This is a genomic window from Vibrio sp. 10N.261.51.C6 (genome assembly GCF_041471785.1).
In the GTDB taxonomy this organism is placed as follows: Bacteria; Pseudomonadota; Gammaproteobacteria; order Enterobacterales; family Vibrionaceae; genus Vibrio; species Vibrio crassostreae_C.
The window spans coordinates 23,570-38,947 of record NZ_JBFRPB010000031.1; the positions used below are offsets into that span (position 1 = coordinate 23,570).

Annotated in this window: 14 protein-coding genes; 2 read left to right on the plus strand and 12 right to left on the minus strand. The window is 43.2% G+C overall.

The window, feature by feature from the left end; genetic code table 11:
• Positions 1–26: 26 nt before the first annotated feature.
• A complete protein-coding gene (locus AB4375_RS08370) occupies positions 27–1,385 on the plus strand; it encodes a Na+/H+ antiporter NhaC family protein (protein WP_017069214.1) in 1,359 nt (452 codons plus the stop codon).
• A gap of 201 nt (positions 1,386–1,586) precedes the next feature.
• On the opposite strand, the gene AB4375_RS08375 is transcribed toward AB4375_RS08370, so the two are convergent.
• From AB4375_RS08375 to AB4375_RS08395, 5 genes are all read right to left on the minus strand, one after another.
• Positions 1,587–2,747, minus strand: coding sequence for a multidrug effflux MFS transporter (locus AB4375_RS08375; RefSeq protein ID WP_050633202.1), 1,161 nt, complete (start codon positions 2,745–2,747; stop codon positions 1,587–1,589).
• A gap of 210 nt (positions 2,748–2,957) precedes the next feature.
• On the minus strand, positions 2,958–4,460 hold the full coding sequence (locus AB4375_RS08380) for a methyl-accepting chemotaxis protein (protein ID WP_240698620.1): 1,503 nt from the start codon (positions 4,458–4,460) through the stop codon (positions 2,958–2,960).
• Positions 4,441–5,298, minus strand: a complete 858-nt coding sequence (locus AB4375_RS08385) for an ABC transporter substrate-binding protein (protein WP_017066686.1) — start codon at positions 5,296–5,298, stop codon at positions 4,441–4,443. The genes AB4375_RS08380 and AB4375_RS08385 overlap by 20 nt, the downstream gene beginning before the upstream one ends.
• A 221-nt stretch (positions 5,299–5,519) precedes the next feature.
• Positions 5,520–5,900, minus strand: coding sequence for a hypothetical protein (locus AB4375_RS08390; RefSeq protein ID WP_372051320.1), 381 nt, complete (start codon positions 5,898–5,900; stop codon positions 5,520–5,522).
• Between the two features lie 155 nt (positions 5,901–6,055).
• Complete coding sequence (locus AB4375_RS08395; protein ID WP_372051321.1) at positions 6,056–7,768, minus strand: pseudouridine synthase; 1,713 nt, start codon at positions 7,766–7,768, stop codon at positions 6,056–6,058.
• Positions 7,769–8,059: 291 nt separating this feature from the next.
• On the opposite strand from AB4375_RS08395, the gene AB4375_RS08400 reads away from it, so the two are divergent.
• Complete coding sequence (locus AB4375_RS08400) at positions 8,060–8,512, plus strand: NUDIX pyrophosphatase (RefSeq protein ID WP_017069219.1); 453 nt, start codon at positions 8,060–8,062, stop codon at positions 8,510–8,512.
• Between the two features lie 17 nt (positions 8,513–8,529).
• Here the strand turns inward: AB4375_RS08400 and AB4375_RS08405 are convergent, their stop codons facing one another.
• The 7 genes from AB4375_RS08405 to AB4375_RS08435 all read right to left on the minus strand — a co-directional run bounded on the left by AB4375_RS08405 (position 8,530) and on the right by AB4375_RS08435 (position 14,948).
• The gene (locus AB4375_RS08405; RefSeq protein ID WP_108099750.1) at positions 8,530–8,967 is read right to left on the minus strand and encodes a bifunctional diaminohydroxyphosphoribosylaminopyrimidine deaminase/5-amino-6-(5-phosphoribosylamino)uracil reductase RibD; all 438 of its coding nucleotides are present in this window, start codon (positions 8,965–8,967) and stop codon (positions 8,530–8,532) included.
• A gap of 155 nt (positions 8,968–9,122) precedes the next feature.
• Positions 9,123–9,677, minus strand: coding sequence for a nucleotidyltransferase family protein (locus AB4375_RS08410; RefSeq protein ID WP_108207690.1), 555 nt, complete (start codon positions 9,675–9,677; stop codon positions 9,123–9,125).
• A complete protein-coding gene (locus tag AB4375_RS08415; RefSeq protein ID WP_017060584.1) occupies positions 9,677–9,964 on the minus strand; it encodes a putative quinol monooxygenase in 288 nt (95 codons plus the stop codon). Before AB4375_RS08415 ends, AB4375_RS08410 begins: the two co-directional genes overlap by 1 nt.
• A gap of 935 nt (positions 9,965–10,899) precedes the next feature.
• Positions 10,900–11,757, minus strand: coding sequence for a hypothetical protein (locus AB4375_RS08420; RefSeq protein ID WP_017060585.1), 858 nt, complete (start codon positions 11,755–11,757; stop codon positions 10,900–10,902).
• Positions 11,757–12,611 (minus strand): ABC transporter ATP-binding protein, encoded by an 855-nt coding sequence (locus AB4375_RS08425; RefSeq protein WP_017060586.1) that lies wholly within the window; start codon positions 12,609–12,611, stop codon positions 11,757–11,759. Before AB4375_RS08425 ends, AB4375_RS08420 begins: the two co-directional genes overlap by 1 nt.
• The gene (locus tag AB4375_RS08430) at positions 12,608–12,979 is read right to left on the minus strand and encodes a GntR family transcriptional regulator (RefSeq protein WP_102331995.1); all 372 of its coding nucleotides are present in this window, start codon (positions 12,977–12,979) and stop codon (positions 12,608–12,610) included. The genes AB4375_RS08425 and AB4375_RS08430 overlap by 4 nt, the downstream gene beginning before the upstream one ends.
• 223 nt (positions 12,980–13,202) lie before the next feature.
• Positions 13,203–14,948 (minus strand): EAL domain-containing protein, encoded by a 1,746-nt coding sequence (locus AB4375_RS08435; RefSeq protein ID WP_372051322.1) that lies wholly within the window; start codon positions 14,946–14,948, stop codon positions 13,203–13,205.
• Positions 14,949–15,378: the final 430 nt, after the last annotated feature.

Genomic DNA, 15,378 nt, shown 5'->3' on the forward strand with positions numbered 1-15,378 from the left:
TTCCTGTTCTATTGTGTTGTCGTTCCATGTCCAATTCAAAAAATTCTAACGCGGTAATTGCCCCTTCTGCAGTGGCGCTTATCCCTCTGATCGTTTTCCTTGCGCTGTTTATTGGCGTGGGTACATACCTGTCGCTACAAGGCGTCGATTTTGCTTTCTATCAACTTCCAGCTCCGATTGCGGCTCTGCCTGCTGTGATGTTAGCGTTGCTATTGAGCAAAGATAAATTGAACCGTGCGATTGAGCAGTTCTTAGGTGGCGTGGGTCACAAAGACATTATCGCAATGTGTATGATCTACCTATTGGCGGGTGCTTTTGCTGCTGTGGCTAAAGCTTCTGGTGGCGTGGACGCGACGGTAAACCTTGGTCTATCGGCTATCCCAACGAGCATGATCCTACCGGGCATCTTCCTTATTTCGGCGTTCATTGCGACAGCAATGGGCACCTCTATGGGTACTATCGCTGCGGTTGCTCCTGTTGCACTAGGCATTGCTGACTCAGCTGGTATGAGTATTCCTCTAACCGCTGGCGTAGTGCTAAGTGGCGCTATGTTTGGTGACAACCTTTCTATCATCTCAGATACCACGATTGCCGCGACTCGCTCTCAAGGCTGTGAGATGAGAGACAAGTTTAAAGAGAACATCCGTATAGCACTTCCTGCTGCACTTATCGCGATTGTTATCTTTGCTTTCAACAGCACAGCAACTCAAGTTCCTGAAACAGGCCCAATTGAATGGCTGAAAGTCCTTCCGTACATCACTATCCTAATCCTTGCGGTATCGGGCATGAATGTGTTCGTTGTGTTGACGATTGGTATCTTGCTAGCGGGTGGAGTGAGCCTAGGTTCTATTGAGAACTACGGTATGACGGATTACGCTCAAGATATCTACGCAGGCTTTGGCAACATGCAAGAGATCTTCTTACTGTCGATGCTGATTGGTGGTTTGAGTGAGCTGATGCGTCGCCAAGGTGGATTAGCATTTCTGACTAACTTAGTGAGCGGTTTGATTCGTGCATTTGGTTCTTCTCACTCTAAGCAAGCGAATGGCCGCGCAAGTGAGCTAGGCATTGCAGGCTTGGTATCAATGGTGAACCTATGTACGGCAAACAACACCGTAGCAATCATTGTTTCTGGTAGTGTGGCTCGCCAATTAGCTGAAGAGAACGATGTATCTCCACGCCGCTCTGCAAGCTTATTGGATATCTTCTCGTGTGTGATTCAAGGCGTACTGCCTTACGGTGCTCAGGTATTGCTATTAGGCTCTGTGTTTAACCTATCGCCGCTAGAGATCGTGTCTAACTCTTACTACTGTTTCGCGCTTGCAATCGTGGCTGTAGTCGCTGTGTTTATTAAACACCCAGCACGTCAAGTGGCTCAAGCTTAGTAACAATTGACCAAACTGAGTGCTCACTGGCTCTGATAAGAAGGCTCCTTAATAGGAGCTTTTTTGTGCGTGAAACTCATGGCTTGAAAATTCAATGTACGTCTTCAAATACAAGAAAACCGCCTATGTAGACGGTTTCTAATTTCGTTATAGCGGTTTTCAAGTTTATTGTAGTGTGAATGACAATTAGGCTTGAGAGCTTTAATTCAGCTTATTAGTCACGAACTCTTTGTTTCTAACCATTAACCACATCAGGCCGCCTAGCGTACCGATGGATAATTGAATAAAGCCTAGGTTTTCAATCAGTGACTCTGGGCGTATTGAAACTAATACCATACCAAGCGAACCACAAATCATGCTGAAGAACTGAATCAGTGCGACGGCAGAGCCCGTGTCATGATCTTGTTGATTCAACATTAAGTTGGTGCCCGGTACTCGCATGATGATCGCCATTAATGTTGCTGGAGCAGCGATGAACATAAAGAACCAAGGGGACAGGTCGCCAATGGTTAGGGTGAAGATGCCCGCAAGCGCCAATAAAGCAAAACATCCTGAGATGACCTTTTGAACCGGCATTCGGTAGGACAACTTCATGTAAATTGTTGGACCAAATGAGGCGCATAATGCATTGAATGCGAACGCGTAGCTAAACTGTTGTTCGGTCAATCCAAAGTGATCGATGTAGATATAAGAACCCGCCGCAAGAAAGCCCATCAACGCCATCGGTATGATAGAGAAAATGACCAGTAGCTTGAGGAACGAGCGGTTTTTCATGACCACGCCCATTCTTCCCCATGAACGGAACATGGAACCTTGGTATTTGGTTTCGAGCGTTTCTCGATAGCAGCAAGCTAATACTGACGCAAATGCACCAAAAATGGCAAGGGTGACGAACATCATTCGCCAAGACGCAATTTTCAGTAGAAAGGCACCAAATACAGGCGCAACCATTGGCGCGATGATCACCAGTGACATGATAGTCGCCATGATCTTTTCACGTTCTCTGCCATCATAAAGATCTTTGACAATGGCGGTAGCGATAACGGTGATAGCACTACCAGCAAAGGCTTGGAATACACGAGCACCAATTAACTGTTCGATGCTATTGGTCATCGCGCACAATATGCTCGCGACCATATAACCCGCTAATCCAATTAATAGGATCGGCTTACGACCGAATTTCTCGCTGAGCGGCCCCCAGAACAAAAGACCGATGGCGTAAGTAACGAAGTAGCTGCTCAGGGTTAGGTTGACCATGGATCGGTCAGTATTAAACACCTCGACCATCTGCGGAAGCGCAGGTAAGTAAAGGTCGATAGTCAATGGAGGGAAAGCACTTATTATGACGAGAAAAAATAGCATACCGGTCTTTCCCAGTACTGGTTGTGGTCTCTTCAAGGTGGCTCTCCGTTGTCCAAAATAGGTTTTTAATTGGTGTGATAGTATCTTTAGGTTTTGTATGATTAGTTATCTCAAAGCTCTAAAATCAGCAAGGATTTGTGACCTCTAAATGTTTAACATCGAGTTGAAAGGTTCAAGCCAGCAAGTACCTATGCTGGCTTGAGGGTATACTTAGAACTTAAATTTAGCAATCTGAGTGGAGAGGACAGTAGTTTGCGTCAAGATATCATTGGATACGTTTGCCAAATCGTCATTCACGTTAACTAGTTCTTTTGCACTACTATCAAGAGACTGCATGTCATTTGCGACTTTTGAACTAACGTTTGACTGCTCTTCGCAGGCGGATGCAACAGAATCTACCATGCCATTGATGGACGTTACGGAAGAGATAATGCTCGATAGTGCTTGCTGTATTTCATCTGCGCTGGTTTTTGTTTGCTCCACTAAAGCTTTCGAGCTCTGTGTTGCAACAAATGACTCGTTTGCTTCTTTTTGTAGGCGTTCAATAATAGATTCAATTTCATTGGTTGAATCATGGGTTTTAGACGCTAATGAGCGCACTTCATCCGCAACAACCGCAAAACCACGGCCAGACTCACCGGCCCGTGCCGCTTCAATAGCTGCATTCAATGCCAATAAATTAGTTTGTTCCGCAATCGCTTTGATGACTACAATCACTCGACCTATATCATCACTGCTTACTTTTAGTGAATTCGCACATTCCGCTGCACTTTCCAGACTTACGACCAAGTCATCAATATTACGTTCATTGATATCGATTGTGTGACCACTTTGCTGACAAAGCTCGAGTGCATCATTTGATTGATACAGCGTATTTTCCGTATGAACAGCAATTTCTTTGGTTGCTAAATCAAATTGCTCAATGCTGTGCAAACTTTCTTGAGTTAACAAAGATTGTCGTTGGCTTTGTTGGTTCATTTCATCACGTAGTTGCGATATACCGTGGCCACTCTTATCCAACAGTTTGGTCGTGTTCGATGTTTCGAGAATGATAGATTGAATAGTAGCAACGAATTGGTTGAATGCTTTCGCAAGTGATGTGACTTCATCATTGCCTACTTCCGCAACACGTGAAGTGAGGTCTCCTCCACCAGAAGCAATTTCATTCATTGAATCAGCCATGTTTTTGATGGGCCTGACGACTTTTCTATCGAGGACTATGGAAATCAGAATCAGGCTAGCAATAAATATGCAAAGCAAAATACTAATCGCAAGTTGCATAGAGTTCATTAAATTAGCATTCGTCACATCATGGTTAAAACCAACATTAACTTTACCGATAGGCAATGAATCCCATGAAATAGCCATCGATGAGGATTCATCAATGTCACGTGGATTAACACTACCTAATATGTTGTTATTTTGATCGAGCACTTGAATGTTTGCGATTACGTCATTATTTGAATACGCTTCAATGATATTAAGTATCAGTGTCTTATCGTATGCATAAACAGGTTCTTGCAATATCACACTTAATTCAGAGGTTATACGCTGGATTTCTTGTGAAGATTTATCAGTAACGTTTGATTGGTTAATCATAAATTGGATTGGCAAAGCGATAGCAGCAACAATAAGCATCACTGCAGCGATCAGTAAAACCATTTTTTTTGTTATTTGGTTCATAAAAATGTACTCAGTTGGCAAGCGGATCAAAGAAATATTTTTCTGGGATAGAGCGGGTGTCTTCGGTCAGATATGGATTTTCAAGATCGATAATAGTTCGCTCTGAAAGGTTGGCCCGTGAGAGCGCCATTCTTACTTCGGAGTCTTCGAAAAAGAGTTTCTCATAGGTGCCATCAGCGAAAATTTCTTCAACCACTTCTGTGATGTGTTGCTGAAGTTCTGTGTTTTCTTTTTGGACAAAGAGCATATATGGCATGCGATAGCGGAGCATGACATGACTATCAACAGCTAAAGGTAGTTCTGGGTATGATTGCATTTCTGCAAATGGTTCCATGACACCACGAGCAAACAAGTGGCACCGATTACCAGCAAGCATCATCTCAAAAATATTTGGATATTTAAGCGATTTAGCGGTTTTTATACCATTGGCATCAAGAATGAATGTGTCTGGCCATGTTTTCCCTGAACAAACTTTAAAGCGCGTGAAATCCGCTTTAGATCTTACGTTTGCGAGTAATTGTTTATCTTTTTCATGAATTAATCCGATTCGCATACCAAGCATTCCTCGATATATAGGGAACAATATTGGAGCAAAGCGTTTTTCCATGTCGAGACTGGTCGCTGACCAATAAAGGTCAATCTCTCCCGACTCTAAATCCGCCATAACTCTTGATTGAGCAGGTTCCCCTGTTGCTTGATAGACAAACTCGATTTCATCGAATCGGCTCGAGCGATTAACAATTTCTTGAACCAAAGTAAGGTGCAGTTTTTTGTCATTCGGTTTACCTGGCAATCTTAAAGGTTCAGCGTAAGTTATTTGGCAAGTACTAAAAATAAGTATCAAAAAAGTAAAAATGGAGCGAAACATTCTTGGTTCTATAGGCGTGTGATTAAGTGGCGGTAATATCGGTTACCGTGTGCTATTTTGATACGAAATTAACGCCACATTGTGACTTTTCTCTCGTTTTGTATGGGTAATTCAATGCAAGGTCGGATCTGAAATATAAGCATGTAAATATAGGTTTCCAGCCCAATCAGGGTAGCTTGTAATCGCCAGCGACACATTGTAATGATTATCGACTTGGCTTGTTATCTTTTCTTTGGGCGTTTTTCGACTAAACCGTTACGCTCTAAACCACGTCGAACGCTGCTGCATAGTTTACCAAAGCGGCGCAGTTCCTCGAAGTTAGGACCTTGGCCAATGGAAATACTGTGCTCCCAATACATTAACTCGCTGTCGACCATCTCAAGTAGTTTCTTAGAGCAACCCGAGCAATTTCCTTTTGGACCACAGATAAACGTCTCTGACTCGTAAAGTGGGAGTTCGTTTTTAACTTCTTCAATTAAGTTAAGCATTGCCGAGTTTAAGTCTGGCTTTTTGGATGTAATTGGCTTCAAGCTTGGTGCTTGAGTTGCAATTAATTGGGAAGTCAGTTTGTTAGGTTGTAAATTCAAAGCAGCTGATGACATATCAAAGGCCTCAAGGAGAGAAGAAGGTGGGCATGCTACTCTTCACAACAAAGTGAATATTGATGTAGTGCAATAAGCGTGGATATATACCCAAAAGAGGTAGGAGCCACAAGCGGTTGTGACTCCTTATCAAAGCTCGGTACTAATGAGAGATTTTAGAATTCGGCGTCGAACTGGAATTCCATCCACTCTTTGGTGACTGGGTGGTGCAGCGCAAGTCTTTCTGCGTGTAAGTGCAATCGGTCGGCTTTATTGCCATACAAGCCGTCACCGACGATAGGCGTGTTAAGGCCTTCTTGGTGTGAACAGTGAACACGCAACTGGTGTGTACGCCCTGTTTTAGGATGCAGGTAAACCTTAGTGGTTTGCCCGTTTCGCTCAATCACTTCCCATTTGGTTTCTGCTGGCTTGCCGTGTTCGAAGCAGACAATTTGACGAGGGCGGTCATACAAATCACCACGTAATGGTAGTCGAACATAGCCTTCATTTTCTGTTAGAACGCCTTCAATCATTGCCACGTAACGCTTTTCGACTTCACGAGTAATGAACTGCTTCTGTAAGCTCTTGTTCGCACGTCGTGTGAGAGCGAAGATTAGAATGCCAGAGGTCGCCATGTCTAAGCGATGAATCACAAATGGGCCTTCAACATCGGGATGCATTTCTTGAACACGTGTGTAGGCGGAATCTTTGATGGTTTTACCCGGCACGGATAGAAAACCTGCTGGCTTGTGTACTACCACGATGTGCTCATCTTGGAACAGAATATCCAGTTCTTTGCCTTCTGCTGGGTTCTCTAGCAATGGGTTTGGATCGACTTCTAGGCCTTTCATCATATGGCCTAAAATCGGCACACATTTACTCTGACAAGAAGCGTAGTATTTCTTGTGCTTGCGGATTTCCGACTTTGGAGAGCGGCCCCACCAAAATTCAGCCAATGCCAGTGGCGTGTAACCATGTAAGTACGCGTATTGCAGCAATTTAGGCGCAGCGCATTCACCAGAGCCAGCTGGTGGTATCTTGTTTGGCGTGTTTTCAAAGATTTGGTTAAGGTCTTCAACGTTTCCTTCCGCATTTTGGAAAGCGTATTGTGAAAACAACTTGTGTTGAAGCTGATGAGAAATGTGTGCTCTTTGCTCTTTTAGCTCAGCCAGTTGAGTGTTGAACACATCAACTTTAGCTTGCAACACTTGCAGGGTCTGTTCCCAGTTAAGTTTTAGGTACTTCTGCTGGTTCTTGTCGGCAACACTGGCTTTGTTTAGCTCATTATTTAGCTGTTCGAAAGCTTGCTCATCAAGGTTTTCTTTACCTTGTTCACGTTGTTCTTTACGCGTTTTTCGGCCTTCAATAATCAATAGACGTTGAGCTTCAATCTCTTGCTCGGCTTGCGCTTTTTGCTGTGCCAGTTGCTCGCACAATTCAAGGTATTCAGTATTTGCTTGCAGCGCTTTAAACTCAGCGTTGACAGCCATCATGTCGGCTGTGTCTTGATGGAAAAAGCTGTCGCTGCTGAGCATGTCGAACACGGGCGGTACAAAGTGAGGCAGTAGGTTTTGGTCGGCGATTTTCCCTGAAAAAGCAGAGAAGTACCCCAATTCACCTTCAGGGCTTTTCACCAATAACACACCAAACATTTTGCCGCGACCAGCGTCAGTATCAAGTCCGAAGTCATGCTGCCAGTCGGTTTGAGTTTCTAGATATTGTTGAAGCTGATGAGAGGCGATTTCACACAGTGCGTGTGGTTCATAATAGAACGGGAAGGTGAAACGCTCAGGCAACGAATATGACTCGATCGGCTGTTGAAAACGAGTGAAGCAATGCTCAGGTGTGTGGCTGTTTTCTGAGTCGTGCGTTGGTTTTGATGAGTGCATAGTCGTATTAATACTTATATCGTGGTGATAAATGGTTGTGAGTCTACTGTGTATGTTTAAAGGCTTTAAACACAGTACAAGGCGGCGATTCTACTCTTTATCGAAATACGCCTCAAATAAGAAATGGTTCTATTACAGGATAGCTAAGCGAGACGGTTAACACGGACCCCATGAGTTATGGTTTGAACTTCATTAATTGATGAGTAACTTCTCGTTTTTAATCATAGAAGGTAACTTCACAAACGAAGGGTGGTAGCCTTGCCGCCCTCTTGTTCAACCTAAGGTAACGTTATGATTCCACTCAATACTTCGATTGTATCTGGTGTCGCTATTTCAGAGATCGACGGACAAATGAAAATGCTACTAATGAAGCGTGTGAAGGGCGAGTTTTGGTGCCATGTCGCAGGTTCCATTGAAGCAGGTGAAACAGGCTGGCAGGCTATCGTGCGCGAGTTTGAAGAAGAGACCCAAATTAAAGTGGAAGCTTTGTATAACGCGCAGTTTTTGGAGCAGTTTTACGAGGCGCACGTGAATGTGATTCAGCTAATCCCTGTGTTTGCGGTGCTATGCCCACCCAACCAAGCGATTGAACTGAATGACGAGCATACTGAGTACCGTTGGTGCAATTTAGAAGAAGCAAAAGCGTTAGCGCCGTTCCCCAACCAACATGCCGTCTACGATCATATTTGGTCATACTTTGTCGGTAAGCCAGTCAATCCGCTTTATCGAGTCAAATTGAGCTAGCGTTGGCTGTTTAAGAGTTAAGATTTACCAAGATATGGGGTTAGAAAAGCACTCACTTGCGCTTGGCATAACCCCACATCTACCTTCACACCGTGCGATTCAAGGATCGCAACACCACGACCATTATTGCGAGGGTCTGGGTCTAGCATCGCTACTACCACGTGTTTTACACCTGCTTTAACCAATGTATTGGCGCAAGCGGGTGTTCTGCCGACAAACGAACATGGCTCTAAAGTTACGTAAGCGGTAACCCCCTCCATTGTTCCGTCCGTTTTGTCGTTATAACTATTCAGTGCTTCAACCTCGGCGTGGTTTCCGCCGACTTTTTGCGTGTACCCAACAGACACCACCTTATCGTTCTTCACCAAAACGCAGCCTACTGGCGGGTTTGGTTGGCAATCAGGTAAGGCTTGGCGCGAAGCTTCGAGTGCTTGCAGCATGTATTGTTGGTTCATGGTCGTTACTCAGTATGACGAGAGAGCGTAGCAGCTAGTCGCCACGCGTGGTTGATGAGTTGGTTAATTACTAACTTAATAAGCTAATAAGTGGGGCATGTTCGATCTGATTGGACTTTTAGTCAATGGTTTTAGCGTTTGAATTCGACTGCTAGTTAACTGTGACTCATCGTTAACTTGGGCCACTGGGTTAGCCAACCTTTGGATTGCACTCTTTGATCAAAGATATCTCGGCTACGCTTTGGATTGGGTGTGATTTGCAAATCAAACAAACTCTCTAAGCCAAAGGCAGAAATACACTCGATGTTTCCATGGAGGCTTTGTTTCACGGCGACGGCGGTTTCTTTCTCTGGCCAATAACTCATCGCATCCAATGAGCCTTGGTAAGGTTCATCCCCATTTCTAGTGTGCATGTAGGCTTGATTGCGAACTTGCCAATTCAGTTCGGGTAACCGTTGTTTAAGCTGAGCCTCGTATCTAAGATCCGATTCGTAAGAGGTATCAATGGGATCAAAGTAGATCACATCAATATCATTGAATGGAGTCGGGGAGGCATAACCATGCTGGTGATCCCAAACGAGGTTTCTCACAAAGCCCGCAGCGACATAACACTGCGGCAAATCCAACTGAGCGACACAGTCTAAAACCTTCATTCGTAAGGGATCTTGTTTGATCAACGTGACGATGCGTTTGGCTAGCGGATGTATCATTATGATGTCGGAACATCAGTGACTTGGTAATGACGTGTCACGTTCTGGGAGATTTCACCCCATTCAGAGGCTTTTACTCGCTGTTGGTGCATTTCGAATGCTTCTCGGCTAGTGAATTCTTCATACACTTCAAAGCGATTAGGTTGAAGCGTGCTTTGACTGACTCGAAACACAATACAACCAGGTTCTTCTAGTGTCAGTTCTTTGTGCACAACCAAGGCATGTGTCACTGCTTCTAGGTCGTTGTCTGGCACTAGAATATGCCCTTGCAGAATTACTTTACTCATAATTACGTCTATTTAATTTGGTCCATTACGGCTTTTTTCTATCAAAAGCTCTATCCGTTACAAACATAATCCCATTTTGATGTTGTAACGTATAGGCTAATGTGGCGATTATTAGTTCACATTGAATGTATTTTTTAGTTACACCGTAACTTTAAAGGTGATGTAATCAACAAATGATAAGACACTGGAACTAAATCAGCGTTGGTCCGGTCTATTAAATTAGTATCATTGAACTGTATTGATACTGAAATGAATTTGTCATCTGAGAGAACTAACCTTAATTTTGAACAGCGGCTCATTGGATTGAATTGAGCTATAGTTGATATCTAGGTCATACTTTGATGTAAATGGTACTAAAAACTCTATATATTTTGTGATTTGTATCATTGAACTGGGCATCAAACACCGTTAGATTCGAATGGTTGGCAATAAAAATAGCTCATGAAGAGCAGTTAAAGAAAAGGAAATATCCCTTATGAAAAAAATGAGAAGAGCACAGCTTCATCGCGTTCGTATCCAATACTGGAAAGACACGTCAAAAGAAGCATCAAAGAAATAAGCTTTAATCGTAGAGCTTTAAAAGCTGAAAAGCTTAATCAAATGTAAAACGCAACAAACTGATTTCATTAGCACTCTCAAGGACCTTCATCTGGTCGGCGACTAACGAAATCATCCCCAAAGAGCTGGCAGGCATTAACAACAATGCAATTCAATGTCAGCTCATTAATACCTCCTCTAAGTTTATCTTCGTTTGTTAAACCTGTTACCCCAAACTAAAGCTTGTTCCTTGTTCCTTGTTCCTTGTTCCTTGTTATCGCATCCCTGTACTCGTTAACGTCTTGATAATAAAAAAGCTCCCGATTTCTCAGAAGCTTTGATTTAGATTTTGATATCTGATGTGACTGCCCGATAAAGGCTCGTGCTTAGGATAGACTCTAACGTTGGAACAGCGTCTTTAAGCTCACATCGTCCGTTCTATTTAGCTTTAGGCTCAGTAGATAGCCACCAACACCGATCAGTGCGTAAATACCTAAAGATAAAATCGGCGCTTCTGCAATCGCACTTAATGGGTTGCTTGCTATGAGTACATTCATTGGTAATGACGCGATGAGAGATAGGAAGTCATTGATGCCATAGAACCCAAACACTGCGACAGAGAGGAACTTAATCGCATAGCTTGAGATGAAAATGACAAGCAATGGAGAGTTTACCAGCTGCGAAATCGCTAGAGTGACGGTTGCCAGTGGCAATAAAACCAGTGCAACTAACATCATTCGTCCAAAAAACACGACCCAGTTGCTCAGCACATAAAACAGAGATTGTTGTTCAACCAATAGCGCCAGTTGTTGTTCACTTGAGACGTTCAATATCCAGAATAGAAAATCTGCGAACAGTACTAACAATGCACAGATAGCCGGAATCACCACTAAACCGAAGCCGAGTTTCACACCGTGAGTCATTGCGTTAGATACCGGCATACTTCTCCAAAACATCGAACTGCCTTCTTGGCGCTCTTTACGCAGCGTTTTAGGGATGTAAAGCGTTGATAGGATCAGTGAAATAAGGCCCGCGCCAAAGTAGATCACTGAGTTGAGGTCTTGTGCGAACTCTCTGTGGATGTCGCTCACGTCACCGTTCACTTGCATTTCGAAGAAAAACTCATGCTGCGCTGCGCCATTGAAGAACAGACTAACGAACAGTAAGAAACCACATAACGCGACAAACAGAGGCAATCGAGTGTTAATTTTGTGCTCGATGAGTTCTTTTTCTAGCATGTAAAAACTTGGATGCATTATGCCTTCTCCGTCTGTGTTGCGAGGAATAGATCTGCGAGACCAACGTTATAGATGTTACCCAGTGATTCAACCTGCGCTTTGTATTGGCCTTCCAATAACCACTTAGTGGTGCCTAGGCCGGATTGTGAGGTCAGTGGGTTGAGCTTCTGTATCTCGCTTGAATGGTTGTTTGCGACTTCGATAATGAAATAGTCGTTTTCGATGTCTTCCATGCTCTTTTGCAGCACACAATGGCCTTGTTTTAAAATCAGAACATCCGTTAATAAGTGTTCAATCTCTGAAACCTCATGGCTTGCAATGATCATGGCGCGTTCGCCGTCGTGGAACCACTCAAGTAGATGGCGATAAAAAGTATCGCGGTACAGTAAATCTAGGCCAAGTGTAGGCTCATCTAAGATCAACACTTGGGTGTCAGTCGCGATGATGATCGCAAGGTGAAGTTGTACCTTCATTCCCTTAGAAAGCTGCTTGATAGTCGAAGAGAGCTTGATGTTGGTGCTGCTTAGCGTCTGTTCTGCTTTTTGCTTGTTGAAGCTAGGGTGTACACCTTGGGTGTATCTAAGCAGTTGCTTAACGGTCATCCACTCGGGTAACACGTTAACATCTGAGATGTACGACAAGTGCAGCATGAGTTCTGCATGCTGGTGGATAGGGTGGTAGCCATTAACCTCTATCTCACCTTGATAGCTGTGTCCACCAAGCAGTGATTTGATCAGTGTCGATTTCCCTGCGCCATTATGGCCCAGCAATCCAAGCACTTGCCCCGGTTTTAACTCAAAGCTGATGTTCTCGACACCCACTTGATTTGAATAGGTTTTGGTTACGTTTTTCACGGAAAGTAAAGTACTCATGACTTGTCCTTTATATGTTGTGCTAGCTGTTTCACGAGTTCTTCGACACTCATATCAATGATGCCTAGCGTCTCAGCGATGGCTGGGATCTGTGTGTTGATGAATGATTGGTGTGCAGACTCTTTCAATTTTTGAAGTGCCCCTTCGGCCACATACATGCCTTGGCCGCGTTTTTTCTCTACCAAGCCTTCATCCACCAGTAACTGGTAGCTTTTCATGACAGTAAGGTGGTTGATCTTGAGATCGGCGGCAACCGCACGCACAGAGGGCAATGCTTGTAGCTCTAGCCAAACACCCTGAAGAATTTGGTCACTGATCTTGGCGGCAAGCTGCCTAAAGATCGGCTGGTCGTCTTTCCATTCGGTCATAATTAAAACTGCATGGTGATATACATGTGTATAACACTAACCTATTTATTCGAGTTGGCAAGGATTTTATGAAAATGCATCGGGTATTTTTATGTTTAGATAAAGCACGTTTGGTGGGGAGGGCACTTGAAGCCTACATCCTTGTGGGCTCTCAAGCAGCTGTATAAGCGATGATTATTTGAATAGGGAATGGTTGCTGATCAAGATTTCTATTAGGCTGGGCCTATTGCTCCTTTGAGTCATTAGGCCGGCTATACAGGTAACCTTGATGTAAGTTGTAGCCTAACTGACACAAGATATATTGCTGCCTACGCGTCTCGACACCTTCATAAATCATTGTGATATTTGATAGGCGTCCAATCTCCGAGATATTGAGCAATACACCCTGATGATGCTCTCCTGACTCGATATCCTTAACAAAGCAACGATCCAGTTTTAGATAGGCCGGAGAGATAACATTGATGATTTCGATGTTGTTATTGCCCGTACCAAAGTCATCCAGAGCGATAGTGATACCAAGCTTTTTGATATCCTTAATGTTATCGATAACCTCACACCCATAGCCAATGTTCGAATATTCAGTAATCTCTACGACAAACTCATTCGCTTCCATCGCGGCTAAATGCTCTCTGAGCCTTGCGAAGTTCGACCCTACCAAAGCACTCGGACACACGTTGACACCATAGATCTCATGGCTGTTGTTTAACTTCGCTTTTCTGACTGTCTCGATGAGTAAAATAGTATGAAAGGTGAGTAAATTGGTGCGTCTCATGGTGTTGATGAAGCTTAAAACGCCAACGTTACGCACACGAGATAACAACTCGTAGTAGAGAACGCAGTTGTCTTCGGTGTTGATGATCGGCTCTTCTTCAAAGGAGATGTGTTTCCAACGAAACAGGTAGATCACGAAACCCAGAATATAGGAGCGATAAAGCAGGGTGGCGAGTATCAGAGAAAGCGCAATCCATAGTGCAACAATGTCGTCACTGTAGAAGGTGATGGTTGCACCCGTTGGTAGGGAGGTTTGATAGATAGATTTACTCTCTTCGCCAAGGTTTAAGATGTGGTAACCATTCTTCTGGATGGAAATCGAATCGACTAATAGAGGCAATAGTGAGTTCTTGTATCGAGCTTCGATAGATCGTTTAGATATTCGAGCAACCATCTCAATGTCGTGCTCGGTATCCATGAAGCGTGAATAGGCAAAGTCAGCACTATCGTAGAAGTCGTCTAATTGATTGAGCTCTATCATCTTAGAACGTGTTTTAGAGATATAGCAGGAGTCATAAGGTGTGGTCATGACGACAGAATCAAGGTTGAGCGAGTGCCTTAGCGAGTGCACAGCCCCGTGGCTATCGCAACCGTAGTCCATGACTTCTGCGGCAATGTGTTTGGTGTTCTCACTGTATTCATTCGCAATCTTCGTCGTATAAAGGATTTGGGAAAAGTAGACAACGAATAGGAAAAAGGAAGAGATGGTGAACACGGCTATCAGAGCCTTAATCAGCTCTCGATGATAGGTGTTGAACATCAGTTTCAACATCTCGAACTGGCTGGGCTTGAACTGGTTGATGTCGTACTTAGGTGCGATACGGTTGGTTGAGCTTTTATCGAGATCGATAAAGTAACCTACCTTATAAAGGTTAGAGATAAGTTCGCTATTATTATCTACCTTCGCTTTCTTACATAAGCTTCGATATTTCTTTCTTATAGAAGCAATAATATTTTTTAACGCGTATAAGCTAAACTCTTCGTCAAAGTGTAATTTAAAAGATTCTTCAATATCTCGTGCAGATTGAGGGTTTGATATTGACGAGTGTTCAATAAGGTATTTGAAAACAAAACTCTCTTTACTATTAAGAGTTTCCTCTGATATCTTATTACTGTCTCTTTTTATGTATATTTTTTCTTCATTGTAGATTAGTTGCAAGCTCTCATTATTGTTATTTATATTGAAAGAACAGTGCATAGCTCAACTCCTAAGCGATAGTTATTATATTTGTGTGATGGATATGTGATGGCTGGGATTTTCATTCAACACAAGAGTTCGATCTAAATAATATAACCAAAATGTCACCATTTTATCTCAAGATGTTGATACTAATCGCAGAATTTGGGCTTTAATGAAAGGTTATGGAGATGTTCACCCAAAAGTTGAATTTATAAATGAAAGCCAATGATTTACAAGGGGTAAGGGGGATTTATCCATTTGTTTTGGTATTTATCCATTTCACAGCTTCTACGCGGTAGGTTTAGCGACTGGATTTAGAGGTTTCTAATGTAGCTTCTGATGGTATTCATTCGGTTTATCGATGTGTGAGATTTATCAGAATTTTTCATGATAAAATTAAATTATGTCATTTTATGTAATATTAATATAATTTATGTGGCGTATTGTT

Coding starts and splice junctions, on each gene's coding strand:
- AB4375_RS08370 (WP_017069214.1), top strand. CDS start 27: ATGTCCAATTCAAAAAATTCTAACGCGGTAATTGCCCCTTCTGCAGTG.
- AB4375_RS08375 (WP_050633202.1), bottom strand. CDS start 2,747: ATGCTATTTTTTCTCGTCATAATAAGTGCTTTCCCTCCATTGACTATC.
- AB4375_RS08385 (WP_017066686.1), bottom strand. CDS start 5,298: ATGTTTCGCTCCATTTTTACTTTTTTGATACTTATTTTTAGTACTTGC.
- AB4375_RS08390 (WP_372051320.1), bottom strand. CDS start 5,900: ATGTCATCAGCTGCTTTGAATTTACAACCTAACAAACTGACTTCCCAA.
- AB4375_RS08395 (WP_372051321.1), bottom strand. CDS start 7,768: ATGCACTCATCAAAACCAACGCACGACTCAGAAAACAGCCACACACCT.
- AB4375_RS08400 (WP_017069219.1), top strand. CDS start 8,060: ATGATTCCACTCAATACTTCGATTGTATCTGGTGTCGCTATTTCAGAG.
- AB4375_RS08405 (WP_108099750.1), bottom strand. CDS start 8,967: ATGAACCAACAATACATGCTGCAAGCACTCGAAGCTTCGCGCCAAGCC.
- AB4375_RS08410 (WP_108207690.1), bottom strand. CDS start 9,677: ATGATACATCCGCTAGCCAAACGCATCGTCACGTTGATCAAACAAGAT.
- AB4375_RS08415 (WP_017060584.1), bottom strand. CDS start 9,964: ATGAGTAAAGTAATTCTGCAAGGGCATATTCTAGTGCCAGACAACGAC.
- AB4375_RS08420 (WP_017060585.1), bottom strand. CDS start 11,757: ATGCATCCAAGTTTTTACATGCTAGAAAAAGAACTCATCGAGCACAAA.
- AB4375_RS08425 (WP_017060586.1), bottom strand. CDS start 12,611: ATGAGTACTTTACTTTCCGTGAAAAACGTAACCAAAACCTATTCAAAT.
- AB4375_RS08430 (WP_102331995.1), bottom strand. CDS start 12,979: ATGACCGAATGGAAAGACGACCAGCCGATCTTTAGGCAGCTTGCCGCC.
- AB4375_RS08435 (WP_372051322.1), bottom strand. CDS start 14,948: ATGCACTGTTCTTTCAATATAAATAACAATAATGAGAGCTTGCAACTA.